Source organism: Pseudomonas sp. K2I15, assembly GCF_002204795.1.
Classification (GTDB): Bacteria; Pseudomonadota; Gammaproteobacteria; order Pseudomonadales; family Pseudomonadaceae; genus Aquipseudomonas.
Map to the genome: position 1 here is coordinate 102,101 of NZ_NIXO01000008.1, position 23,810 is coordinate 125,910.

21 protein-coding genes and 1 pseudogene are annotated in these 23,810 nt (G+C 60.5%); 12 read left to right on the plus strand and 10 right to left on the minus strand.

The annotated features are described in order from the left end of the window. Positions 1 to 118: 118 nt before the first annotated feature. The 3 genes from CEC48_RS07975 to CEC48_RS07985 all read right to left on the minus strand — a co-directional run bounded on the left by CEC48_RS07975 (position 119) and on the right by CEC48_RS07985 (position 5,695). Complete coding sequence (locus CEC48_RS07975) at positions 119 to 2,068, minus strand: DNA topoisomerase III (RefSeq protein WP_088423240.1); 1,950 nt, start codon at positions 2,066 to 2,068, stop codon at positions 119 to 121. Positions 2,069 to 2,237: 169 nt separating this feature from the next. After that, entirely contained in the window at positions 2,238 to 3,860 is a 1,623-nt protein-coding gene (locus tag CEC48_RS07980) for an MFS transporter (RefSeq protein ID WP_088423241.1), read from the minus strand. A 191-nt stretch (positions 3,861 to 4,051) separates the two neighbouring features. Beyond that, positions 4,052 to 5,695, minus strand: coding sequence for a GMC family oxidoreductase (locus CEC48_RS07985; RefSeq protein WP_088423242.1), 1,644 nt, complete (start codon positions 5,693 to 5,695; stop codon positions 4,052 to 4,054). 116 nt (positions 5,696 to 5,811) lie between these two features. Here CEC48_RS07985 and CEC48_RS07990 point away from each other — a divergent pair, with 116 nt between their 5' ends. Further along, positions 5,812 to 6,702, plus strand: a complete 891-nt coding sequence (locus tag CEC48_RS07990; RefSeq protein ID WP_088423243.1) for a LysR family transcriptional regulator — start codon at positions 5,812 to 5,814, stop codon at positions 6,700 to 6,702. A gap of 77 nt (positions 6,703 to 6,779) precedes the next feature. Here the strand turns inward: CEC48_RS07990 and CEC48_RS07995 are convergent, their stop codons facing one another. Genes CEC48_RS07995 through CEC48_RS08005 form a run of 3 tightly spaced genes read right to left on the minus strand, consistent with a single transcriptional unit; the run spans position 6,780 to position 9,843 of the window. Beyond that, complete coding sequence (locus tag CEC48_RS07995; protein WP_088423244.1) at positions 6,780 to 7,877, minus strand: DNA alkylation repair protein; 1,098 nt, start codon at positions 7,875 to 7,877, stop codon at positions 6,780 to 6,782. A 50-nt stretch (positions 7,878 to 7,927) separates the two neighbouring features. Continuing rightward, the gene (locus tag CEC48_RS08000) at positions 7,928 to 9,274 is read right to left on the minus strand and encodes a glutamine synthetase family protein (RefSeq protein ID WP_088423245.1); all 1,347 of its coding nucleotides are present in this window, start codon (positions 9,272 to 9,274) and stop codon (positions 7,928 to 7,930) included. Between the two features lie 11 nt (positions 9,275 to 9,285). After that, positions 9,286 to 9,843 carry a helix-turn-helix domain-containing protein gene (locus CEC48_RS08005; protein WP_088423246.1) on the minus strand — a complete coding sequence of 186 codons (558 nt, stop codon included), beginning with the start codon at positions 9,841 to 9,843 and terminating at the stop codon, positions 9,286 to 9,288. Positions 9,844 to 9,909: 66 nt separating this feature from the next. On the opposite strand from CEC48_RS08005, the gene CEC48_RS08010 reads away from it, so the two are divergent. After that, entirely contained in the window at positions 9,910 to 10,293 is a 384-nt protein-coding gene (locus CEC48_RS08010) for a DUF4440 domain-containing protein (RefSeq protein WP_088423247.1), read from the plus strand. Positions 10,294 to 10,304: 11 nt separating this feature from the next. On the opposite strand, the gene CEC48_RS08015 is transcribed toward CEC48_RS08010, so the two are convergent. Further along, entirely contained in the window at positions 10,305 to 10,655 is a 351-nt protein-coding gene (locus CEC48_RS08015) for a LemA family protein (protein WP_088423248.1), read from the minus strand. Between the two features lie 160 nt (positions 10,656 to 10,815). Here CEC48_RS08015 and CEC48_RS08020 point away from each other — a divergent pair, with 160 nt between their 5' ends. From CEC48_RS08020 to CEC48_RS31800, 3 genes and pseudogenes are all read left to right on the plus strand, one after another. Next, entirely contained in the window at positions 10,816 to 11,124 is a 309-nt protein-coding gene (locus tag CEC48_RS08020) for an RcnB family protein (protein WP_088423249.1), read from the plus strand. A gap of 154 nt (positions 11,125 to 11,278) precedes the next feature. Continuing rightward, complete coding sequence (locus CEC48_RS08025; protein WP_088423250.1) at positions 11,279 to 12,487, plus strand: MFS transporter; 1,209 nt, start codon at positions 11,279 to 11,281, stop codon at positions 12,485 to 12,487. An 8-nt stretch (positions 12,488 to 12,495) separates the two neighbouring features. After that, positions 12,496 to 12,585 (plus strand): annotated as a pseudogene (locus tag CEC48_RS31800) (outer membrane lipoprotein carrier protein LolA); the annotation flags it as partial. On the opposite strand, the gene CEC48_RS08030 reads toward CEC48_RS31800, so the two are convergent. The 3 genes from CEC48_RS08030 to CEC48_RS08040 form a co-directional block, all read right to left on the minus strand. Then, on the minus strand, positions 12,578 to 12,847 hold the full coding sequence (locus tag CEC48_RS08030; RefSeq protein ID WP_010172236.1) for a DUF1652 domain-containing protein: 270 nt from the start codon (positions 12,845 to 12,847) through the stop codon (positions 12,578 to 12,580). The pseudogene CEC48_RS31800 and the gene CEC48_RS08030 overlap by 8 nt on opposite strands. An 11-nt stretch (positions 12,848 to 12,858) precedes the next feature. Next, the gene (locus tag CEC48_RS08035) at positions 12,859 to 13,110 is read right to left on the minus strand and encodes a CsbD family protein (protein ID WP_003211583.1); all 252 of its coding nucleotides are present in this window, start codon (positions 13,108 to 13,110) and stop codon (positions 12,859 to 12,861) included. A 132-nt stretch (positions 13,111 to 13,242) separates the two neighbouring features. Continuing rightward, on the minus strand, positions 13,243 to 14,739 hold the full coding sequence (locus CEC48_RS08040) for a PAS domain S-box protein (protein WP_088423251.1): 1,497 nt from the start codon (positions 14,737 to 14,739) through the stop codon (positions 13,243 to 13,245). 305 nt (positions 14,740 to 15,044) lie between these two features. On the opposite strand from CEC48_RS08040, the gene CEC48_RS08045 reads away from it, so the two are divergent. The 7 genes from CEC48_RS08045 (at position 15,045) to CEC48_RS08075 (ending at position 23,732) form a co-directional block, all read left to right on the plus strand. Continuing rightward, positions 15,045 to 16,013, plus strand: coding sequence for a hypothetical protein (locus CEC48_RS08045; protein ID WP_088423252.1), 969 nt, complete (start codon positions 15,045 to 15,047; stop codon positions 16,011 to 16,013). 370 nt (positions 16,014 to 16,383) lie between these two features. Beyond that, positions 16,384 to 17,004 (plus strand): hypothetical protein, encoded by a 621-nt coding sequence (locus CEC48_RS08050; protein ID WP_088423253.1) that lies wholly within the window; start codon positions 16,384 to 16,386, stop codon positions 17,002 to 17,004. A 22-nt stretch (positions 17,005 to 17,026) separates the two neighbouring features. Further along, on the plus strand, positions 17,027 to 17,368 hold the full coding sequence (locus CEC48_RS08055; RefSeq protein ID WP_088423254.1) for an FKBP-type peptidyl-prolyl cis-trans isomerase: 342 nt from the start codon (positions 17,027 to 17,029) through the stop codon (positions 17,366 to 17,368). Positions 17,369 to 17,380: 12 nt separating this feature from the next. After that, a complete protein-coding gene (locus CEC48_RS08060; protein WP_088423255.1) occupies positions 17,381 to 18,016 on the plus strand; it encodes a GNAT family N-acetyltransferase in 636 nt (211 codons plus the stop codon). A 443-nt stretch (positions 18,017 to 18,459) separates the two neighbouring features. Continuing rightward, positions 18,460 to 19,176, plus strand: coding sequence for an MgtC/SapB family protein (locus CEC48_RS08065; RefSeq protein ID WP_088423256.1), 717 nt, complete (start codon positions 18,460 to 18,462; stop codon positions 19,174 to 19,176). A gap of 292 nt (positions 19,177 to 19,468) precedes the next feature. After that, a complete protein-coding gene (locus tag CEC48_RS08070; protein ID WP_088423257.1) occupies positions 19,469 to 20,095 on the plus strand; it encodes a response regulator transcription factor in 627 nt (208 codons plus the stop codon). Position 20,096: 1 nt separating this feature from the next. Further along, positions 20,097 to 23,732 (plus strand): transporter substrate-binding domain-containing protein, encoded by a 3,636-nt coding sequence (locus CEC48_RS08075; RefSeq protein ID WP_088423258.1) that lies wholly within the window; start codon positions 20,097 to 20,099, stop codon positions 23,730 to 23,732. The last annotated feature ends 78 nt before the right edge of the window (positions 23,733 to 23,810 follow it).

Consider the following 23,810-nt stretch of genomic DNA (forward strand, 5'->3'; position numbering starts at 1 on the left):
GTGTTGTTGTTAGGAAGTCAGCAGTTCCTACAGAATCCTAGACGGCTCACGGCAGGGCAAGGTCCAAAGCGGCGTATATCCCGTCGAAAAACGTCATTGTCGCGACTTTTAGTGCTTCTCAGCCCTTGTTTGCCGGTTTTGCCGCGCGTTTGGGGCTGGCGGCGGTCTTGCGCTTGGCCGGTTTGCGTTTGTTTTTCCAGGGGGTGGCACCCCGTCCTGCCGGGCTGGCCGGGCCGCTGATGGTCAGGCGCATGCCGGTGCAGCGTGTGACCTGCTTGCTCATCCACGCTGCCTGCTTGGCGACGAATTCTTCCAGGCTCATCTCACCGCTTTGCACCATGTCCAGCGCCTGTTCCCAGATGGCCGTGGTGCCGGGATCGGCGATTGCCCGTGGCACCGCATCGATCAGGCTGAACGCCGCAGGCGTTGCCGACAGTGCCTTGCCGTTTTTCACCAGGTAACCGCGGTCCAGCAGGCCCTGGATAATCCCCGCGCGGGTGGCTTCGGTGCCGATCCCGGTGGTGTCCTTGAGCTTTTGCTTGAGCAGCGGGTCTTCCACCAGTTTGGCGACGTTTTTCATCGCCTTGATCAGGTCACCTTCCGTGAAGGGGTTGGGCGGTTGGGTCCACAGATCCTTGAGGTTGACCTTGGCCACGGCGTAGTCCTGGCCTTGAACCAATGTCGGTAACGACTGTGGCGCAGGCGCTTCACGGCCCTTGGCCGGCGCCAGCGCTTGCGGCAATGCGCGTTTCCAGCCAGGTTCGACGATGACTTTGCCGACAGCCCGCAACGCTTCACCGGCGCAGTCGAAATCGGCCTGGGTGCGATCGTACTCATGGTTGGGCAGGAACTGCGCGAGGTAGCGGGCACGAATCAGGGTGTACACGGCGCGATGCTTGCCGGTCAGTTGCCCCACATCCTTGCCGGCGCCGGTGGGGATGATGCCGTGGTGCGCGCTGACTTTGGCGTCGTTCCAGGCCCGGGAGCGGCGCTTCGGATCGATGTGTGGCATCAGTTCATTCACTGCCGGGTCGGCCCGCCCCAGCGCCGCGAGAATTTTCGGCGCGTCGCTGTGCTGGCTCAGGGGCAGGTAGCCGCAATCGCTGCGTGGGTAAGTGATCACTTTATGGGTTTCGTACAGCGACTGGGCAACATCCAGGGTTTCCTGGGCGCCGAGGCCGAGTTTTTTCGAGCAGATTTCCTGCAACGTGCCGAGGTCGAAGGGCAGGGGCGCGACGTCGCGCATGCGTTCGGTACGCAATTTCACCAGCCGCGCACTGGCGGCATTGCTCATGGCATTGGCCGCGTCCTGGGCGAGTTGAGGGTTGAGGCAACGGCCCTGATCGTCGCAGGCATCTTCGGTAGCACGCCATTGCGCAGTAAAGGTGATGTTGTCGTGGAGCAGATCCACATCGATGGCCCAGTACGCGACGGGCACGAAGTCGGCAATGCTGCGGTCGCGGTCAACCACCAAGCGCAGGGTAGGGGTTTGCACACGGCCTACCGGCAACACGCCCTGATAGCCGGATTGACGACCCAGCAGGGTAAACAGGCGGCTCATGTTCATCCCGATCAGCCAGTCGGCGCGGGAGCGGCCGAGGGCCGAATGGTAGAGGCTGAAGGTTTCTGCGCCGGGCTTCAACGATGCCAGGGCCTTGCGGATCGACGCGTCGTCGAGTGCCGAGAGCCAGAGCCGCTGGATGGGGCCGCGATAACGGCAATGCTCCACCAGCTCCCGGGCGATCATCTCGCCCTCACGGTCGGCATCGGTGGCGATCACCAGTTCCTGGGCTTCCCCCAGCAGGCGCTTGACCGCCTTGAACTGGCTGGCGGTCTTGGGCTTGACCAGCATCTTCCATTTTTCCGGGATGATCGGCAGGTCGGCGAGCACCCAGCGCTTGTACTTGGCGTCGTAGCTGTCGGGCGGGGCGGTTTCCAGCAGGTGGCCGATGCACCAGGTCACCGTCACGCCTGAACCCAGCCAGCAACCGTCGCCACGCCGGGTCGCGCCGAGCACGGCGGCGATATCCTTGGCTTGGGACGGTTTTTCACAGAGGAACAGCCGCATGGTCACCACATTCGCTACGCAATTGAATGGGGAGCAGGATGGGCAATAAATGAGAAATGGGCAACTTTTATCTGGATGGATATACAGCAAATTGTGTGTCTGGCACTGAATCAAATGTGGGAGCGGGCTTGCTCCCACACTGGATATTAAGTGTCGGCAGAATCGAGGTTTAGTTCTTGTCGATATCCACGTTCTTGGTCTCTTTCAGGCAAATCAGCCCCACAATCAGGCTCACCCCGGTAATCACCACCGGGTACCACAGGCCATAGAAGATATCGCCGGTGTACACCACCAGCGCAAACGACACCGTCGGCAGGAAGCCACCGAACCAGCCGTTACCAATGTGGTAAGGCAGCGACAGCGAGGTGTAGCGAATGCGCGTTGGGAACAGTTCCACCATCAGCGCTGCCAGCGGGCCGTAGCACATGGCGGCGATCAGGATCAGTGCGACGATCAGCACCACCACCATGGTCTTGTTGACCTGCGCCACGTCAGCCGACTGCGGATAACCCGCCAGCGTTACCGCACCTTTCAGGGCGGCTTCGTCGTAACCGTTTAGACGCACATCACCCACACTCACCTGCACCGCACTGCCCGCAGGGGCGGCCGCGCTTTCGTATGGCAGGCCCTGTTTCACCAGGAAGGTCTTGACCTTGTCGCACGGGCTGTCAAAACGCGCCTTGCCCACCGGGTCGAACTGGAAGGTGCAGGTGGCCGGGTCTGCCAGTACGGTGATCGGCGACTGGCGGCTGGCGTGGTCCATCGCCGGGTTGGTGTAGTGCGCCAGGCCCTTGAAGATCGGGAAGTACAGCGCGGTCGCCAGCAGCAGGCCGACCATCAGCACCGGCTTGCGCCCCAGCTTGTCCGACAGCCAGCCGAAGAAGATAAAGAACGGCGCGCCAATCACCACGCTGATGATCAGCAGCATGTTGGCCAGTGCCGGGTCCATCTTCAAAAACTGCGTGAGGAAGAACAGCACATAAAACTGTGCGGCATAGAACGTCACCGCTTGCCCGGCGTTGATGCTGAACAGCGCAATCAGCACGATCTTGAGGTTTTCCCATTTGCCGAAAGACTCGCGGATCGGCGCCTTGCTGGCCTTGCCTTCCTCTTTCATTTTCAGGAACGCCGGCGACTCGTGCAGGCTCATGCGGATCCAGGTGGAAATGCCCAGCAGCACGATCGACAGCAGGAACGGCAGGCGCCAGCCCCACACTTCGAACTGGTCACCGGTGAAGTAACGGCAGGCCAGCACCACCAGCAACGACAGCAGCAGGCCGAGGGTCGCAGTGGATTGAATCCAGCTGGTGTGGAAACCGCGCTTGCCCGCCGGGGCGTGCTCAGCCACGTAAGTGGCTGCGCCGCCGTATTCGCCGCCCAGCGCCAGGCCCTGCAGCATACGCAGCGCCACGAGGATGATCGGTGCGGCGATGCCAATGCTCGAATAGGTTGGCAGCAACCCCACGCAGAAGGTCGCCAGGCCCATCAGGATGATGGTGGCGAGGAAGGTGTACTTGCGTCCGATCATGTCACCCAGCCGGCCGAACACCAGCGCGCCGAAGGGGCGCACTACAAAGCCGGCGGCGAAGGCCATCAGGGCGAAGATAAACGCCGTGGTGTCGTTGACCCCGGCAAAGAACTGCTTGCTGATCACCGCCGCGAGGGCGCCGTAGAGGAAGAAGTCATACCATTCGAACACCGTCCCGAGGGAAGAGGCGAAGATGACTTTCTGTGTGTCGTTGCTCGAGCGTGCGCCGAGCGCCGGGTCCAGGGGTTGAGCGTGTTCTGACATTGGGTAGCCCTCACAGTGATTATTTATTGTTGTTCCACTGTCGGCGCCAGTTTCAGCGCCGCTATTCCACTGTAGGAGCGAGCTTGCTCGCGAAAAACGTCAACGATAACGCGTGCATTCTGGATTAACGCGGTGTCTTTGCGTTCTTCGCGAGCAAGCCCGCTCCCACAGGTCTAGCCGGTAAGGTAAGTTCAAGCCGGTAAAGTCAGTTCTTTCTCCGGGGCGAGGCTCCTTGTGTTCGGCGAAAGGATGAGCTGCGCGGCTTTTTCCGCGATCATCAGCGTGGGTGAGCAGGTGTTGCCTGAAGTGATACGTGGCATGACCGACGCGTCGGCGATGCGCAGGCCGGGAACGCCGTGCACCCGCAGTTGCGCGTCGACCACCGCGTCCTTGTCGCTGCCCATGCGGCAGGTGCCCACCGGATGGAAAATCGTGGTGCCGATGCGCGCGGCGGCTTCTTGCAGCTGTTCGTCTGTTTGCAGGTCTGCGCCGGGTAGGTATTCCACCGGGTTGAACTGCTTCAAGGCCGGCGCCGAGACGATGCGCCGGGTCAGGCGAATGGCGTCGGCGGCCACGCGCAGGTCTTGCGGGTGGCTGAGGTAGTTGGGGCGGATCAGCGGCGCGTCTGCCGGGTTGGCCGAGCGAATGTCGATGCGGCCACGGCTTTGTGGGCGCAGGTCACACACCGAGGCGGTGAAGGCCGGGAAGGCGTGCAGTGGTTCGCCGAAGCGCTCCAGGGACAGCGGCTGCACGTGGTATTCGAGGTTGGCCGACGTCTGTTCCGGCCCGGAGCGGGCGAATGCGCCAAGCTGGCTGGGCGCCATGGACAGTGGGCCGCTGCGGTCGTAAAGATAACGCAGGCCCATGCCCATCTTGCCCCACACGGTGCCGGCGATCTGGTTCAGCGTGCGGGCGTTTTCCAGTTTGTAGATCAGGCGCAGTTGCAGGTGATCCTGCAGGTTGCCACCGACACCGGGCAACTCGTGCAGTACGTCGATGCCCAGCGGCTTGAGCACACTGGAAGGGCCGATGCCGGAGCGTTGCAGGATGCCGGGCGAACCTACGGAACCGGCGCACAGGATGATTTCCTTGCGTGCCCGCCAAGTGACTGGTTGGCCCTGCTGGCGACCGACCACCGCCGCCGCACGGCCGTTCTCCAGCAATACGCGGTCGACTTCAACTTCAGTCATCACCGTCAGATTGGGCCGCTGACGAATCGGCTTGAGAAACGCCTTGGCCGCATTCCAGCGCACCCCGGATTTCTGGTTGACCTGGAAGTAACCGCAGCCTTCGTTGTCGCCCTGATTGAAGTCGTTGATGCTCTCGATTCCACTTTGCTGCGCGGCATCGCGAAACGCATCGAGGATCGGCCAGTGCAGGCGCTGTTGCTCAACCCGCCATTCACCGCCGCCGCTGTGAAACTCTGAGGCACCGGCAAAATGGTTTTCGCTCTGCTTGAACAGCGGTAGCACATCCTTCCAGGCCCAGCCGGGATTGTCTTCGGCCCAGCCGTCGTAATCCCGGGCCTGGCCGCGCATGTAGATCATGCCGTTGATCGAGGAGCAACCGCCCAGCACCTTGCCGCGTGGATAGCTCAGCGCACGGCCTTGCAGGCCTTCCTGGGCTTCGGTCTTGAAGCACCAGTCGGTGCGCGGGTTGCCGATGCAGAACAGGTAGCCGACGGGAATATGGATCCAGGGATAGTTATCGCGACCGCCGGCTTCAAGCAGCAGCACGCGATGGGCAGGGTTGGCGGACAGTCGATTGGCCAGCAGGCAGCCTGCGGGGCCGGCGCCTACCACCACGTAATCGTATTCAGCAGCTGCAATGGGCATCTGAGGTCTCGCTTGTTTTTCTTATTGATTCCATCCTAGTTGTTAGTTTTCGTCTTAAAAATGTTAGTTTTTACCCAGCTGCTGTGCGTTTTTAGACAGCACTCCATGGAGGCGGCATGTTCGACTGGAATGACCTGCGGTTCTTTCTTGAGTTACAGCGTAGCGGACGCCTGCTCACGGCGGCGCAACGCCTGAAAACCACCCACGCCACCGTGGCCCGGCACATCGAGGCCATCGAGAAAAGCCTCGGCACCGCGCTGTTCGTGCAGCACGCCCAGGGCTACGAACTCACGCCTTCCGGCGAGGCCCTGCTCAAGCACGCCGAAGCCATGGAAAACGTCGCGCTGCTGGCTGAAGAAGAACTGACCCATTCCGCCGCGCCCCTGGGCAAGATTCGCCTGGGCGTGGCTGAAGGCTTGGGCGTGATGTTTTTGGCCAGTCGCATGGGCGGCCTGTTCGAACGCTACCCGGGGCTGGAAGTGGAGCTGCTGGCGGTGCCGCGCTTTGTCAGCATCCTCAACCGCGAAGCGGAAATCAGCATCCACCTGGAACGCCCCAGCGTCGACCAGTTGGTGACCCGCAAACTCACCGACTACCGCCTGGCGCTCTACGCCAGCCGCAGCTACCTGGACCGCACGCCACCGATTGAAAAGCGCGAGGACCTGGCGGTACACGCCTGGATCGATTACGTCGACGACCTGCTGTTCAGCCAGGAACTGAAATTCCTCAGCAGCTTTTGCCGCAATCCCAAAGTGGTGTTCCACAGCACCAGCGTGATCGCGCAGCACCAGGCCGCGCGCTCTGGGTTGGGGATTGCGGTGTTGCCGTGCTTCATGGCAGCGAGCGACCCGGACCTGGTGCCGCTGCTGCCGGGGGAGAGCATCCAGCGCAGCTACTGGATCAGCTCCCGGCGTGAGTTGCACAAGTCGGTGAGGTTGCGGGTGTTGTGGGATTACCTGGTGGAGTTGTGCGCGCGGGAGCAGGGGGTTTTGTTGGGCGAGGTTTAGCTGGCGCAACCGGATCAAAATGTGGGAGCGGGCAAGCCCGCTCCCACATTTGATCTGTGTTGTTGCGGCGAACGTCGTCAGCTCAGCAATTCGAATTCAACACTGCCCAACCGCTCCCCATTCACCAGCACATGCACCGCGTGCTTGCCGGGGTAGTGCTTGCGCGTGGTCAGTTCACGAATATGTTGGCCGCGGCTAATCGCGTGATGTTCACCAGCGCCCAGCGTAAACGCCTTCAGCTTGAACACCTTGGACGCACTGTGACCGGCGCTTTTCACGTAGTCGATGGCGTAGTCCACCACCAGCTTTTGCGGCGTGTCGGCAATCGATTCCAGGCTGAAGGACAGGTTGATCCGTTCCCCCAGATTGATCACCGCCGGCTCGACCTTCAGCTGATGAATCTTCACCTCGGCCTTGGCCCCCGCCCCCATGATCGTCAGCGCCCGGGTGTTGCCTTGCTTGATCAAACTGCGCAACGCGTGACGGGCAATCCACGCCGTGTGGGGGTTATCCAAAGGCCAGCCTTCAATCAAACTCAGCACCCAATCCGGATGGTCCTTGGTGATGTCGTTGAGGTGGTTGGCCACTGATTTGCGCACGTAGAGGCTGCTGTCGGCCTTGAGGTTGTCGAGGATCGCGGCACACAGGTTCGGGTCGGCCTGCACTTCGGCCAGGCGAAATGACCACGGCAACCGTGGCCGTGAACCTTCACTGGCGAGGCGGCGCACGTGTTCGTTTTCATCCAGCGACCACTGTTGCATCACCGCCAGGGTGCGCTTGAAATCACTCAGCAGAAAATGGCGCACGGCAAACTCGGCGGAGCCAAAGGTGGTGAAGTATTTGAGCGCGGCCATCGAACGTTTGAAATCATCGCCGCCGTAACTGGCGACGTAATGGGGCAGGAACAGGCTGACAAACGCGCTGTTCAGCCGTGGCGCCAGGGCATACAACAGCTTGAGCGTTTGTGGGTAATCCAGCGGGATCACCGCGTGCAGGCTTTCGCTGACCCGAGCCATGCGCTGCATCACCGACAGGTCCGCCAGCCCGGCCTTGGCATGTTTGAGAAAACCCTTGGCGTCGAACGGCGGGTACACCGCGCTCATTTCGGCGGCGATGTGTTGCAGGCGTTCGGCGTTGAAGATTTCCTTCAGGGCCGGGGCGCTTTGGTCGGTCATGGGCAGGTCCGCGGGTAGCCAGAGATGCCCAAGAGGCTAACCATCAGCGCCTACAGATACCAGCGATATTCCCGGGCATGAATCTCCTGCTGGAATGCCAAATGATCCTGGCGTTTGTTTTCGCAATACACGTCGACAAACTCCGCGCCCAGGCCTTCGCGCAGCACCGGCTGATGCTGCATGGCGCGTACTGCTTCAAGCATTTCCAGGGGGAAATCCGTGCCGCTGTTACGGTCTTCGTTCAGCGGGGCGAAGGGCTCTTTGGCAGCGTCAAGGCCATGCTCAAGCCCCACCAGAATCGCCGCCAGCACCAGGTACGGATTGGCATCGGCACTCGCCAGGCGATGTTCGATCCGCAGGTTGCGCGGGTCGGATTCCGGGATGCGCACGCAGGCGTCGCGGTCCTCAAAACCCCAGCAGGCGCGGGTTGCCGCATTGACCGTACCACCAAGACGGCGGAAGGCGTTGTGGTTGGGCGAGAAGATCGGCATGCAGTGCGGCAGCAGCTCAAGGCAGCCGGCCACTGCGTGGCGCAACGGTTGCTGCTGATGGGCCGCCAGCAGGTTATTACCTGCTGCGTCGTACAGGCTGACGTGCACGTGCATGCCGCTGCCGGGGTGTTGCAGGTAAGGCTTGGCCATGAAGCTGGCGCGGTAGCCATGCTTGAGGGCCACGCCCCGGGTGCTGCGGCAGAACAGGGCGGCCCAGTCGGCGGCGCGCAGGCCGTCTTCCAGGTGGCCGAAATTGATCTCGAACTGGCCGGGGCCCAGCTCGGCGGTGATCACTGTGATGTCGATGCCCTGGGCCTTGGCAGTTTCCACCATGTCATCCAGCACCGGCGCAAAGCGCGACAGGCGCTCGATGTGCAGGTTGGGCTGGTCGTCGGCGTCATCACTCAGCGGGTCACGGGCGAATTGCGGCAGGCCGTCGCTGAGCTTTTTATCGAACAGGTAGAACTCCAGCTCAAACGCGACCACCGGGTGAATGCCTTTGTGGTGCAGGCGCTCCAGCACCTTGGCCAGCACTTCACGAGGTTCGAATTCAATCGGTGCTTCGGTGCCGTCGGAGGTGATCAACATCTGGCCCAGCGGCTGCGTTTCCCAGCTCACTGGCTTGAGCGTGCCGGGCACCAGGCGGCGATTGGCGTCCGGGTCACCGTCGTGAAAGCAGTAGTCGCCAATCTTGAACAGGCCGCCCTGGGCACCCAGCAGCACCGCGTTTTGCGGCAGTTTCAGCGGGCTGCCGGCGGCGACCTTTTCCAGCATCTCCACCGGGTAGCGCTTGCCGTAGAAATGCCCGGGAATGTCCAGGGCAATCAGGTCGACGTAGCGTACATCGGGATGGTTCTGGCGAAAGGTCCGGACTTCGGCCAAAAGCGTGGAAGCATGGCTTTTCACGGGTGTTGCTCCTAGTTGTAGACCCACAGCACGCGGGCTGGCAGGTCGGTCAGGTTGCCGTAGCGGCAGTGGGCGAAGCTGGCCAGGTGGAAGCTGTCACCGGTGCGCAGGGTGACCGATTCGGCCTCGCCCTCGACCCACAGCGTCAACTCGCCTTCCAGCACATAACCGGCCTGTTCGGCGCGGTCGCTCATGGTCTGTTCGCCACTGTTGGCACCGGGGGCCAATTGGCTGTCGAGCATCGAGAACGCGCCGTGCATGCTCGGCGACACCAGGATGTCGGTGATGCCGTTGGCGTAGTACACGGTGCGCCGCTCGTTGGGGCGGGTGACCCAGGCCACCGCCTTGGGTTTGGACAGGCTGTAGAAATAGGTGGTGGGCACGCCGAGGGCGTGGCTGATGGCGGTCAGGTCGGCCACGGTGGGGCGCGACAGGCCGCGTTCAACCTGTGACAGGAAACCCACCGAGCGCTCGATTTTTTGCGCGAGTTGCGCCAGGGTGAGCTTCTTGTGCTTGCGCAGGTCGTGGATCAGGATCGCCAGGGCGTCCAGTTCTTCTTGCTTGTTCATGGGCGTTTCGTGAAATTCTTATCAAGAAATTTCATGAAAAATTACAGGATTAATTTCACGAGGGCAATGGGTATGGAGTTGGCGGAGCATTTGCGAGGGCTGGAACACGAGCTGCACCAGTGCACAACCCGTGCAGATGCGGCGCGGTTGTCGGTGTTGCTGGCGGATGATTTTGTCGAATTTGGTGCCAGCGGCAATGTGTGGGGCAGTAAGGCCGAGGTGATCGACGGGCTGCAGGATGAGGTGTTTTCCGCCAGACGCATCAGTGACTTTGTATTGAAGGTGCTGGCCGAAGGGGTGGCATTAGTGACGTATCGCTGTCATCGGGCGGCGACGGAAGCAAATGCGGCGGGGGAGTCGTTGCGCAGTTCAGTATGGCGCGAGAGCGGCGGGCAGTGGCAGATGGTGTTTCATCAGGGCACGCCGACACGTCAGCGTGCACCTGTGTAAGCGTCGGCAGATCAGGCCGTTCGCTTGTCCTCAACCCCTGACAGGCTGGCATCTTCACGATGCCCCAACAGGTTCGCCACCACCGACGTCGGCGATTTGTGTTTGTAGGTGTTGTAGTTGGTGACCGAGTCGGTGAAGAGCTGGCGGGAGAACGTCACGCGTTGTTCCAGCCCGGTGATCACTTCGCCCGCGGCCATGCCATGTCGCGCAGCATCAAGCTGACGCAGGGCCTCGCCGAGTTGGACGAAGGCTTTTTTGCTGCGGTCGCGCAGGGCTACCAGTTCGTTGTAGGTGCCGAAGACGTAGAGCGCCAGCAGCGTGAGCACGGTCACGATAATGATAGTGAGGTGGGTACCAGTCATTGGACATCCTGAGCAGCTGGAAAAAAGAACCAATCTTATCTGATTAATCGCCGGCCCGGTCGTTGGCCGCCCATCCATCTGCCGCTTCAATCACTGCGCTGAATGATTCCCCGCGCGTGCGGTCGGAATCTTTACGCGTCATTCATTGAAGGAAGTGCCCATGAAGTCCAAGTCCCTTGTAGCCTGCCTGCTGGTTGCCGCGAGCCTGTCTGCCGCCAGCCTTACCGTCCAGGCCGCTGATAGCCCGCAAAAAACCGTGCAGCCTTCAAATATCAATACCCGCGATCTCAAGGCTGGCGACCGCGCGCCGGACATCCTGATGCGTAAGGAATCAGCCGTCGCCGACTGGAAGAAACATGGCCTGAAGCAGCCGGAAGAAGACAGCCAGTGGGCCCGTGTCAACGACAAGTACGTGCTGCTCAAAACCACTAACGGCACGATTCTCGACGTCACACCGGTTAAAAAATAAAGCATCAGTGGGGTGAGCGACCGCGTCCTCATCCCACTGCATTTTATTTTTGCATAAGTGCATAAAACAGCATTTTTTTCGTCTCATCTTGCGTTAAGGTACATCCGCTTGCGGGCCGCGAAGGCCCCTTTACCTTGATAAGAATGAGAGCAGGATGCTTGCCACAATAAGAAATTACCCGCGTACCGTGAACCTGCTGTTGTCGGCCACGCTGATCCTCACGCTGGCCAAGGCCATCACCTTTCCGTACCTCGTCATCTACCTTACCAACCACTTTGCCCTCGACATCAGCCAGGTCGGCCTGGTGATCGGCAGTTCGCTGATCGTCGGTTCACTGCTGAGTGTGTACGGTGGCTTCCTGGTAGACCGCATCAACAGTTATCGGCTGTTGCTCAGCCTGAGCGTGGTGTTTGCCCTGGGGTTTGTCGGCACGGTGCTGGCCCGGGAAATCTGGTCGTTCTACAGCTGTCTGATCCTGATCAACCTGGCGTACGCGGTGATCGACATCGCCATCAAGTCCGGGTTTGCCAGCCTGTTGCCGGAGGATGAACGCAGCGAAGCGTTTTCCATCAAGTACACCCTGACCAATATCGGTTATGCGGTAGGGCCGTTTTTTGGTGCGATGGTGGCCAAGCTCGATATCAGCTTGCCGTTTATTCTGTCGGCCGTCTTGGGCCTGGGGTTTTTCCTGCTGTATTGGCGCTGGGGCGACCGCACGTTGGCCACCGTCGACACCACGCAAAAGCCGGTGTCGTTCCTCGCCGTGGGCCGCGTACTGCTGCGGGACCACCGGCTGGTGTGCTTCACCGTCGGCGGCTTGCTCAGCGCCGTGGTGTTCGGCCAGTTCACCGCGTACCTCTCGCAGTACCTGGTGACCACCACCACTGCCGAATATACCTACACCATTATCAGCGCCGTACTCACCACCAACGCCGTGTTGGTGATCGCCCTGCAATACGCGATTGGTCGGCGCATTTCCCACCGCTACCTGAGCCAGTGGCTGATCTTCGGCCTGGGCATGTTCATGCTGGGGGTGATTGGTTTTGCTCTGGCGAGCAACGTGTGGTGGTGGATCCTGGCGATGGCGATTTTCACCGTGGGCGAAATCGTGGTGTTCCCCGCCGAGTACATGTTTATCGACCGAATCGCCCCGGACCACCTGCGGGGCATGTATTACGGCGCGCAAAACCTCTCCAACCTCGGCGCTGCCCTGGGGCCGGTACTGTGCGGGCTGGTGCTGGCCAGCCTGCCGGCCCATTACATGTTTTACATGTTGGCAGCGTTTATTGTCGGGGGAGGGGTGTTCTATTTTATCGGGGCGTCGTTGAAGGCACGCTCGTCGTTGAAGGCACGCTCAATGTAGGAGCGAGCTTGCTCGCGAAGGTCGTTAACGATGACGCGCCAAGCCTGAATGAACGCGGCGCCTGGGCGTTTTTCGCGAGCAAGCTCGCTCCTACAGTGGGCGTAGCGGCAGGTCATCCAGAGTGACTTTGCCGACGGTGTTGCTCTGCAGCTCGTAGCGCAACTCGTCGACCATCTTTTCCACTTCCTGCGGGGTCTGCAGTTTGTTGACGCTGATCCCCGTGACGACCAGGTCCACCCGGCCACTTTCGGCATCGAAGACTTTCAGGGTCAACGAGGCGTCACGGCACAGGGTGAACTCGCAGGTCAGGGGCGACAGGGCCTCTTCGATGCAGTTGCGCAGTTGGGAGAGTGTAAACATTCGGGCTCTCCTCAGCGACGACGCAGCAACAGACCCAGCAGCAGGCCAACACCGGCGACAATCGCCACGGTAGCCAGGGGTTTTTGCTTGGCAAAATCGCCGACGGTGTCCAGCGCGTCACCGTAGGTTTGCTGCAATTGGCCGGCGGCCTGACGGGCCACACCTTCGGCCTGGAGCCGTTCGTCACCGGTCAGATCACCCAGAAAACCCTGAGCCTTGCCGGCCACTTTTTCGACGGCGCCTTTGACTTGTTCGCTTTTCATGGTGGATTCCTTAAAGGGCATGTCATCTCAATGGCACAGGACCCAAAGCCCTGTGCCCACCCTTCAAGATTAAGCAGTGCACCCCCGTGCAATAAGGCGAATTTGCACCGGTCGCACTAGTGCATTTGCACTCTATTTCGGTTTTTTAACCCGCAACTCACCGGCAAACAGCCCGCGTTCACGGGCCCAGACGATGGCCGCACTACGGCTATGCACCCCCAGCTTGGAGTACACCGTGGCCACATGGTTACGCACGGTGTTGGGCGCCAGTTTCAGGCGCGAGGCGATTTCCTTGTCGGCCAGGCCTTCGCAAATCAGGCCCAGTACATCGCGCTCGCGGGCGGTCAGGTCGGTGAAGGAAATGCTCGGTACGTTGGGGCTGTTCACGCTCTTGGCGTTGGCGAGTTTTTCAATCAGCGTCTGGCTGAACCATGAGGCGTCCTGCATCACTTCCTCGATGGCGGCCACCAGTTCCAGCTCGGAGCGCTTGCGTTCGGTGATGTTCATCAGCACCAGCAGGTAGCAGGGCACGTCCTGGATACTGACGGTGTCGGCAGACAGCACACAGTCGATCACCTCGTTGCCTTTTTTGCGGATCTTCAGGTCGAGGCCGTCGAGGTTGCCGGCTTTTTCCAGGGCGGTGAACAGTTGTGTGCTGGCCTGTGCGCTGTCGATAAAGTCGATGTCTTCGATGGATTTGCCGATCAGTTCTTCACTGGTATAGCCGGTGATGGTCATGAAGGCTTCGTTGATGTCCACCACTTGCCGGTTGGCGGCGTTGCACACCAGGGTTGGCACTGGCGTCAGGCGGAACGACTTGGCGAAGCGTTCCTCACTCTGGCGCAGGGCGGTTTCAGCCTTGCGGCGCGGCTCAAGGTCGGTGAAGGAAAACAGCATGCAGTCTTCCTCGTTCATGTCCAGCGGCTGGCCGGCCACGATCACCAGTTTGCTGCCGCCTTCGGGCAGTTTCAGCTCGGCCTGCATCTGCGGGATGGTCGCGCCTTCGCTCAGGCGCTTGACGGCGAGGTCCTTGTTTTCGGCTTGCTCCAACACGTCCAGTTCATACACCGATTTGCCGATCACCTGGTCGCGGTTGTAGCCGGTCATCTCCAGGAAGCCCTGGTTGACCTTGATATAGCGAAGGTCGCTCAAGCGGCAGATCACCGCTGGCGCCGGGTTGGCATTGAAGGTTTTTTCGAAGCGTTGTTCGGCGCTGGCCCATTCGGTGGCGTCGCTCAGGATCAGCACCAACAGCTCAGGCTCACCAGACGCGTCGTTGAGCACCAGGCTGCGCAGGCGGTGCACCCAGGTCTTTTCCTCGTCGCCGCAGGGGGTGACCTCTACCACCACGTCGCTGAACTCTTCACCGTTCGCCACCCGGCTCAGCGGGTAATTTTCCAGCACCAACGGGTGGTTGTTGCGATAGCGCAAGGAAAAGCGCGCGGCGTATTCCTGGGTGTTGGCGCCCAGCTCTTCGACCTTTTCCACGCCATGCATCAGCAGTGCGGCGTCATTGGCCCAAAGGATGGTCTGGTCGACCTCGGCGATGATCACGCCATCGGACAAGCCGGAGATGATCTGCTGCAGTTGGCGGCGGTTGGTTTCTTTGGCGAGGACGGCCTGGCTCATGGTTTCTCCAATATTTAGGGCACCTGCATCCCTTGTAGGAGCTGGCTTGCCAGCGAAAAGCTCAACCACAACGCGACCATTCAGGGTGCGCGCGTCATCGTTGACGACCATCGTTGGCAAGCCAGTTCCTACAAGGGGGCGGTGTCAGACGCATAAGAAGTACGACACCCGGGGCTCAGGATAGTGCAGAGAAAGTGGCACGTGCGGGGTGCGAATGCACCAGTTCTACTAGTGCAATTGTGCCGAGACTGCGAGTTGGGCCTCTCGCCAAACTGAGGGCCTACCCACTGTTCAAAGGATCGACCATGACCACTGTCTATGAAACCAACCGTTCGCTGTTTCGTGTCTCTTGGGGCTCGGTATTGGCCGGTAGTGCAATTGCCCTGGTGACTTATCTGGTGCTGAGCGTACTGGGCACCGCGATTGGCGCCAGTGCCGTGAACCCGATGGCGGCCGGTAACCCGCTGAGCGGCTTTGGTACCGGTGCCGGGATCTGGCTGTTTGTCTCGACGCTGTTGGCAATCGGCGCCGGCGCATTTGTGGCCGGGCGCACCGCACCGGATCGCGGCGGCCTGCATGGCGTGCTGAGCTGGACCATCACCACCTTGCTGACCACCTGGCTGCTCGCCGCGCTGGCGACCAGCGTTGTGGGGGCTGCGGGCAATGTCGTTGGCAAAGGCCTGTCGGCGGCCGGTAGCGGTATCGCCGCTGTAGCGCCGGGCATCAGCGACAGCGTCAAGCAGCAACTCAATGAGCAGGGCATCAACCTGGACTGGAACAGCCTGCAAGGCCAACTCGACACGCTGCTCAAGCAGAGCGGCAAGCCTGAATTGGACCCGGCCAACGTTGAGCAAAAAGCCGATCAGGCAAGTGCAGACGGCAAGCAATCGGCAACGGATGCTGCGACCAACCCAACCCAGGCCGGTGATGCATTGAAGCAATGGTTCGAGCGGGTCAAGGCCTCCGGTGAGCCAGCGTTGAACGCTGCGGACAAGCAGGCGCTGGTCAACATTGTTGCGGCCCGTACCGGCAAGAGCCAGGCTGAAGCCACCCAGATCGTCGACAACTATGCCCAGGCTTACCAGCAGGCTGTGCAGAAGGTTGATGAGCTCAAGCAACAAGCTGAACAGAAAGCCCGTGAAGCCGGCGAAGTGGCTGCCAAGCAACTGTCCCGTGCAGCGTGGAGCACCTTGGTGATGTTGCTGCTGGGTGCGGCGTTGAGCTTTGGTGTGGGCCGTATGGCGATCACTACACGTCGGGTGCCATTGGCCTGATCATGATTTGAGGTGCTTTATGTGGCGAGGGCGCTTTCAAAACTGGTTTCGGGGTCAACGGTAAATAGCGGTTGTTCTTCTGTGACAATCTTGTTCATGGTTCAACTCCTAATCAACGTTAGAGAGCCAACACCATCGCGACTAAACCCGGTCACTGAATTGGCAGTGACCGCCGGAGACTAGCCATGTGATTTGAGCGGCGCAGGGGGCAGAATTTTCTAGGAAGCGTCCTGCAAAGGAAAGGGAAACGTCTCTGATTTGCTCCTGTCTGGGCCCACAATTGTTAGAAAAGGGTCATGCCATATCGGCATCACCCCAGATGAGCGCGTAAACTGCCCGCCTTTTATTCTCACGATGAGACGGTGAGCTTTTGAACGCAGGAAAAACCGCAGGGCTGTTGCTACTCGCCGCCCTATTGGCTGGATGCGGCACCTCGCCGCCACGCACACCCAACGATATCTGCGGCATCTTCCGCGAAAAGGACGATTGGTACGACGCCGCCAAAGTTACCCAGGCGCGCTGGGGTGTGCCGATCCAGGTACCGTTCGCGATCATGTACCAAGAGTCGGGCTTTCGGCAGGACGCCAAGACCCCGCGCAAGTACCTGTTGTGGATCATCCCCTGGGGCCGCGTGTCCACGGCCTCCGGTTACTCCCAGGCCAAGGATGAAGTGTGGCGCGACTACCAGAAAAGCACCGGTCGCACTGGCGCCAGTCGGCAGGACTTTGACGATGCCATCGATTTTGTCGGCTGGTACATGGACAAGACCTACACCATCAACGGCGTGTACAAATACGACGCCTACGGCCAATACCTGAACTATCACGAAGGCTGGGGCGGTTATCGTCAGCGCACCTATGCGAGCAAGGCCTGGCTGATGCCGGTGGCAGGCAAGGTGCAGGCGCGTTCGCAGATGTACGCGCAGCAATACGCGGGCTGCAAGAACGATTTGGGGCGGGGTTTCTGGAGCCGGTTCTGGCATTGGCTGTGACTTTGGATAGTGAGAAAACACGATGAGCAACGAACTGGAAATCACCGATGTCCGCCTCGGCACCGGCAAAACCGTGGTCAAAGGCGCCCTGATCACCACGCAATACACTGGCACCCTTGAAGACGGCACGGTGTTCGATTCCTCTTGGGAACGCGGCAAACCGTTTCAATGCGTGATCGGTACCGGTCGCGTGATCAAAGGCTGGGACCAGGGTTTGATGGGCATGAAAGTCGGCGGCGTTCGCACGTTGTTTGTTCCGGCGCATCTGGCTTACGGCGAGCGCTCGATGGGCGCGCATATCACGCCCAACAGTAATCTGCGGTTTGAGATTGAGTTGCTGGAAGTACTGACACGGGATGATTGAGGAGGGAAGAACATGGATGTTGGTGAAACGATGGCGTTGCCACGCAGTTCCATGGCGGGCATTCGGGTGGTTGAGCTGACCCTTGAAGATGAGGCCGAGCTGCAGCGCTTTTTCGAGGATGCGCCGGAGTATTTTGTCGCGGTCAACGGTGAGCCTGCTACGCCCACGGAGGCTCGGGATGAGTTGACCCTTCAGTTGCCGGAGGAGTGGAGCTACACGCGGATGTATTGGATTGGTTATCGCAATGCCGAAGGCCAATTGGTTGCGGTGGTGAATGTGGCGTCTGATTTGCTGGCGGTCGGCGTCTGGCATATCGGGCTGTTGCTGGTGGCCACGCCGTTGCATGGCAGCGGGTTTGCGCGGCAGTTGCATGCGGATTTCCAGGCATGGGTACTGAGCCTGGGCGCGCGTTGGTTGCGGCTGACGGTGGTGGTGGGGAACGCCAAGGCTGAGCGGTTTTGGCCCAGGCTTGGGTATATGCAGGTGCGTACTCGGGATGGGGTTGAGATGGGGCGGCAGGTGAATAGGGTTTCTATTCAGGTGAAGGCTTTGGCGGGTGGCGCGATCAATGAATATTTGGTGTTGGTAGAGCGTGATAAGCCGTCCCCTGCTACGGGCGCTAAGGTCATGACCGTGGCGCCTACCTGAACCCTCCCTGAAGAATTTTTCTAATCCCATTGGGTAAACTTTCCTACGGTTTACTCTCCTTGAATCGGAGCGTAAGCTTCGCGCGTTTTCATCAATAGCGGAGACCCTCAGTGGGTACTTGTTCGAGTGACAGTCGTCGGCCGGTCTCGATAACCGGCACATACTTGGCAAGATAACGCGCATTTTCCCGATGCCGTTGTCTCGCCCAAAAGCGAGAAGCGGCATCCCGGTCGCGGCCAGCCCTGGCCCGATCCCGAATCCCTCTCATCGACGCTGAACAGTACGTGATGCCCTGTATCGCGGTACTACGGACGCGCCTGTCGTTTGCGACGGGCGGGCCATCCTGTCGTGCCCGTGACCCGGCCACGGCCCCTGGACGGTCGTACCTGCTTGAAGGTTTCTATATCCGCAAATTTGGCTGGTAATGAACAGGGAAGACTCCTATGCAAGCAATCAACAACATCAACCTCAATTCGCTGATCGACACGCTGGTCAGCCTCACCGCGGCGTTTATCCTCGGTGGCCTGATCGGTTTCGAACGCCAGTACCGCCAGCGCACGGCGGGCCTGCGCACCAACGTGCTGGTGGCGGTGGGCGCGGCGATTTTCGTCGACATGGCCAACCGCCTGGGCGGCGCCGAAGGGGCGGTGCGGGTCGTGGCCTACGTGGTCTCGGGCATCGGTTTTCTCGGTGCCGGCGTGATCATGCGTGAAGAAGGCAACGTGCGCGGGCTGAATACGGCGGCCACCCTTTGGGCGTCGGCGGCGGTGGGCGCTTGTGCCGGCGCAGACCTGATCCTGGAAGCACTGCTGGGCACGCTGTTTGTACTGGCGGCCAACACCTTGCTGCGGCCGATCGTCAATAACATCAACCGCCAGCCGTTGGACGTGGTGTCGGCCGAGGTGACCAACATTCTGTATGTGGTGGCCCGCCGCACCCAGCAAAAGGCGGTGTTGGCTTTGCTCGAAGCCGAACTTGCGCGCTGCAACTACCCGGCCAGTGACGTGGACGTACGCCCCTTTGGTCCCGACGAGGTGGAAATCGAGGCGACGCTGGCCGTGACCTCCGTAGACGGTGACGAACTGGACGCGCTGGTGGCGCGCATTTCCACCTCGACCCTTGTGGTACAGGCGTTCTGGAGCCCGAGTACCACCGACTAAGTGGCCTCTGCTCCCTGGTAGCTGGCTGTTTACTATGCTTCCAGCGAGGAAAAGTCCTACATCGGACTGGGACTATCCCTTCAGGTGACGCGTCATTCCATTGGTAAGGTTGCGCGCTTGCGACTAGCCAGGCACGTCGTGCCGCTTACCTATGGTTATGCGCTGTTCAAGTGGAGGGACCCGACTCTTGCTTGTAGGAATGTTCGGTGCCGTTTGTCGGAACTGTCATTTCTCACAGGTAGATAGGGCCCGTGTGATGTGTAACGGTACTGAATCCTCCCAGGGGAGCCTTATGAGCAAAGCTTTAATAGTGGATGACCATCCGTTTATCCGCGCAACCGTCCGGTTCCTGTTGAAGCAGGAAGGCTTCGACACGATTTTCGAGGCCGGTAACGGCGCCGATGCCATGCAGATTGCCCGCGAGGAACGCCCCGAACTGATCATCCTCGACCTGGCGATGCCCAAGCTCGGCGGCCTGGAGGTGATCAGCCGGATCAAGGCGTTGGGCTTGCCCTGCAAGATCCTGGTGCTGACTTCGTACCTCGCGGTGTTTTTTTCCACCCGCTGCATGCGTGCCGGCGCGATGGGTTTTGTCGCCAAGACCGGCGAGCTGGATGAGCTGCAAAAAGCCATCAAGGCCGTGATGTCCAACTACAGCTGTTTTCCGAGCCTGCCCACCAGCTCGGTACGGCGGGATGATTTGCAGTCCACCGAGCAGGACCTGGTGGCCGAACTTTCCGACCGCGAGTTGACGGTACTACAGAAGCTGGCGCTGGGGCTTGGCAACAAGGAAATTGCCGAAGACATGCTGCTCAGCCACAAGACCATCAGCACCTATAAAACCCGCCTGAAGGAGAAGCTGCGCATGTCGTCGGTGGTGCATTTGTCCAAGTTCGCCCAGCGCAATCATCTGATCTGAAATGACCAGGTTCCGGGCCTTGTGGCTCAGCGCGAGCGTGCTGCTGGGCGTGCTCTGCACACAAGCCCCGGCCTTTAGTGAACCTCGTTCCCTTTTCCTGTTCGGGCACTCCATCCTTGAAACCCGCGCCGTAGGGCTGCAGGAAGCTGACTGGCGCTGGCTACGCGAGCGGCGCCGCTTGTTGATGGGCGTCTCGGGCCCCGACTACGCGCCGTTCGAGTTGACCAGCAACGATGAGCTTGAGGGGATTACGGCGGATTACGCGGCGTTGATCGCCGATGCGCTGGGCATCACGGTAGAAGTTCGTCGTTATGACAACCGGGATGAGGTTATTGCCGCACTCAAGCGTGGCGAGGTGGACTTTCTCGGCTCCGCCAATGGCTACGAAGCAGCAGACCCGCAGCTTCTGTTGTCGCGCTCCTATGCTATCGATCAGCCGACCCTGGTCACCCGCACGGGCGACAGCCAAACCCTGAGCGCCGACTTGGCCGGCAAGCGCGTGGCGATGCTCTATCACTACATGCAGCCGGATGCGGTGCAGGCGTTTTACCCCCATGCCCGGCTACAACTTTTTCCATCGACCTTCGAGGCTATCGGCGCTGTGGCGTTCGGCCAGGCAGACGTTTATCTGGGGGACGCAATCAGCACCCACTACCTGATCAACAGGAACCACCTGAACAACGTTCGAATGGCTGATTTCTCGTCACTTGAAGTCAACCCGTTCGGCTTTGCATTCCCCCGGGACAACACTCGCCTGCTGCGTATCGTCAATGCGGCACTGGAAGGCATACCGGCTAACGAACAGATGCAAATTCTGCGTCGTTGGAGTGCCGGCAACCTGGGTTTTTTGGGGGCCGACCGGCTGCGTTTGAGTGCCAGCGAACAGCGTTGGCTGGAGAAACACCCACGGGTCAAGGTGGCGGTGCTCGACAAGTTTCTGCCCCTTTCATTTTTTAACAAGCAGGGGGAGTTTGAGGGCCTGAGCGCCGAAGTGCTGGCCCGGATCAGCTTGCGAACCGGGTTGAAATTCGACGTGGTGCAGGGGAGTTCGTTGCCCCGGCAAATTGATCAAGTCCAAGCCGGCAATGCAGACATGATGGCGGTGATTACCCCGAGTATGGAGCGGGCCGACAAGGTGCGCTTTACCAGGCCCTATCTGACCAATCCGTTCGTGCTGGTCAGCCGCAGCGATACGAACAGCCCGGTGCTCCTTGAGGACATGCCCGGCAAACGCCTGGCATTGATTGCCGGCAATAGCTTGCGCGAGGGCATCGCTCGCGACTATCCCGGCATCAAGTTTGTCGACGTCGAGAACCCCGAGCAGGCGATGGCGCTGGTTGCCGGTGGCGGCGCTGATGCGGCGGTCAACTCCCTGATCAGCGCGCGGTACATGATCGCCCGCGACTACCGTGACCGCTTGCGGGTGAGCAGTACGGTCGGCTCCGAGCCGGCGCGCATTGCCTTCGGTATCAGCCGTAGCCAGCTGGAGTTGTATTCGATCCTCGACAAGGCGCTGCTGAGCATCACGCCCCAGGAAATGGACGAGCTGACCAACCACTGGCGCAGCGAAGTGGTGATTGAAGACAGCTACTGGTTACGTCACCGCAACGCGATCATTCAGGGCTTCGGGTTGGCAGCACTGTTGCTGCTGATCACCCTGGGCTGGGCGATTTACCTGCGCAGCCTGATACGCAAACGGGTGCAGGCCGAACGCGCCCTGAGTGACCAGATGCGTTTTATGAGTGTGCTGATCGATGGCACGCCTCACCCGATTTATGTGCGCGATCGCCTGGGGCGGCTGATGGCGTGCAACAGCGCCTACCTCGATGTGTTCGGTTTCAAGCTGGAGGACGTAGTAGGCAAGACCGTGGTCGAGGCCGACACCGGCAATCGTCCCCAGGCCCAGTCGTTTCATGAGGACTACCTGCGTTTGATGGAGCGGGGCGAGCCGCAGATTCATGACCGCGTACTCAAGGTGCCGGGCGGCAAGGTCCTGACGATCTACCACTGGATGCTGCCGTACCGCGACGGTGATGAGCAGGTGGTGGGCATGATCGCGGGCTGGGTGGACGTCAGCGAAAGGCAGCACCTGTTGGGACAGTTGCAGGAGGCCAAGGAAGATGCCGACGCCGCCAACCGCGCCAAGACCACCTTCCTTGCAACCATGAGCCATGAAATACGCACACCCATGAACGCCGTGATCGGCATGATTGAACTGGCGTTGAAAGCCGCCGAACAGGGCCGCGCCGACCGCGACGCGCTGGAGGTGGCCGCTGACGCGTCACGGGGCATGCTGGAGTTGATCGGCGATATTCTCGACATCGCACGCATTGAATCGGGCCACCTGTCCCTGGCCCTTGAGCCTTCGAACCTGCACACATTGCTGGTGTCCGTGGCGCGGGTTTTCGATGGGCTGGCGCGGGCCAAGGGCCTGGTCTTGCAGGTGGAACTCGACCCGCTGATTGATCGCTACGTGCTGGTGGACCCGATGCGCTTCAAGCAGGTGGTGTCGAACCTGCTGAGCAACGCAATCAAGTTCACCACCCAGGGCCAGGTGCGGCTGGGCGCGTCCGGCTCGTCGGCGATTGCCAACGGGTACCTGAACCTCAGGCTGTGGGTGGAAGACACTGGCATCGGCATCAGTGTCGAAGACCAGAAACGCCTGTTCAACCCGTTTATCCAGGGCAGCAACACCGCGCAATCGGCGCGCAGTGGCTCGGGCCTGGGCCTGGTCATCAGCCGCAACTTGTGCGAGATGATGGGTGGGCAATTGCAATTGAGCAGCCTGCTGGGGCAGGGCACCCGGGTGGACGTCACCCTGGAACTGGCGGTAGCCGACGCAACCTTGACGCCGGCCGTATCCGTTGCCCTGGAAACCCCGCCGACCCACGCGCTGAGCATTCTGGTGGTGGATGACTACCCAGCCAACCGGCTGCTGCTGGCCCGGCAATTGAGCTTTCTGGGGCACCGAATCACCACGGCCGAAGATGGCGTCGAGGGGCTTGAACTGTGGTTGTCCGGGCAATTTGACGGGGTGATTACCGACTGCAATATGCCGTTCAAGGACGGCTACGAGCTGGCGCGGGATATCCGCACCCTGGAGCGCGAACGCGGCCTGGCGCCTTGCCTGCTGCTGGGGTTTACCGCCAACGCCCAGCCCGAGGAGGCTGAGCGCTGTCGGCAGGCGGGAATGGATGGCTGCCTGTTCAAACCCACCGGCCTCGAGGATTTGCATGCGGCCCTGATGTTGCGCACGGCTACGCCCTCCGTGGCCCCGGGCACCGTGGATGAGCTGGCGCCAGACTTTGACTTGAGCCACCTGGAGAAGCTGACCGGGGGCGATATCAACGCGGTAAAAGAACTGCTGGCGCCGCTGCTCGACAGCCTTGAGGCCGACCAAGGGCAACTGGTGATCCTGCAACGCAACGCAGACTTTGCCGGCCTGCATGACCTGGCTCATCGAACCAAAGGTGGTGCGCGCATGGTCAAGGCCCAGGCATTGATGGACTGCTGCGAGGGATTGGAAAACGTCTGTGAACGGCAAGCGCATGACGAGTTGGCCGGTGCCGTCGACGGCGTAGATGAAGCGCTCGCTCACCTGCATCATGGGCTGTCGGTTTATTGCAATCGGACTTGACTGACGAGGGCTGTCATTCGAGCTATTTGGGACAACTCCTACATGAAGGTGGAACAAGCCTTATTTAGTCTTCGGAAT